Consider the following 1,026-nt stretch of genomic DNA (forward strand, 5'->3'; position numbering starts at 1 on the left):
CCGAAGGACTTGTGCACGCCCTCGGCCCTGACCATCGGATGGCCGCCCGTGCTCTGGGCGACGTCCTTGCTGAGAGCGCTCATCGCGGCACCTCCGGGCGGCGGAACGAACCGAACATGCGGAGGTTCTTCTTCAGGCGCTGCAGCGGGGTGGGCGGCAGGCTGCGCTGTGAACCGCGGGCGTAGCGGCGTTCGAGGTAGTACTGGCCGACGCTGAAGACGCTGGTCAGGATCAGGTACCAGATGGATGCCACGAAGTACATCTCGACGACCGCGAGTGAGGTGCTGGAGACGTCGGTGGCCCGTTTGATCAGTTCGTTGAACTGGACCGCGTAGGCGAGCGAGGAGGTCTTGAGCATGTTGATGAACTCGTTGCCGGTCGGCGGCACGATCACCCGCATGGCCTGCGGGAGGACCACGCGGCGCAGTGTCTTGCCGTGGGTCATGCCCAGTGCGTGCGAGGCCTCCGTCTGGCCCAGGTCGACCGACTGGATGCCGGCCCGGACGATCTCGGACATGTAGGCGGCCTCGTTGAGGCCCAGACCGAGCAGGGCCGCCAGGAACGGCGTCATCACCTGGTTCATCTCGTCCTTGTAGAACCCCAGGTTGAGCATGGGGAACACGAGGGCGATGTTGTACCAGAGCAGGAGCTGCACCAGGACCGGGGTGCCGCGGAAGAACCAGATGTACAGCCAGGCCACCGTGCTGGTGACCGGGTTGGACGACATCCGCATCACCGCGAGGATCACGCCCAGGACCAGGCCCAGCACCATGGCGAGGACGGAGATGTACAGCGTGTGCCAGACGCCGTCCAGGATCAGGTCGTCGGTCAGGTAGTCCGGGATGATGTCGTAGTTGATCTTCGCGTTGGAGAAGGCGATCCCGATCAGCACCAGGACGGCGATGACCAGGACGCCGGCCACCCAGCGGCCCCAGTGGCGCACCGGGATGGCCTTGATCTGCTCCGGCGGCACCGACGGCGCCGGAACCTTGTCGGCAATGTCAGTCACAGTGACTGCCCTTCAGT

1 protein-coding gene is annotated in these 1,026 nt (G+C 65.2%); it reads right to left on the reverse strand.

From position 1 onward, the window contains the following. Positions 1-79: 79 nt before the first annotated feature. Positions 80-1,009: an amino acid ABC transporter permease gene (locus tag ACZ562_RS38360; protein WP_471189362.1), complete on the reverse strand. Its 930-nt coding sequence runs from the start codon at positions 1,007-1,009 to the stop codon at positions 80-82. Positions 1,010-1,026: the final 17 nt, after the last annotated feature.

The sequence above is a fragment of the Streptomyces sp. NPDC040410 genome (assembly GCF_055595715.1).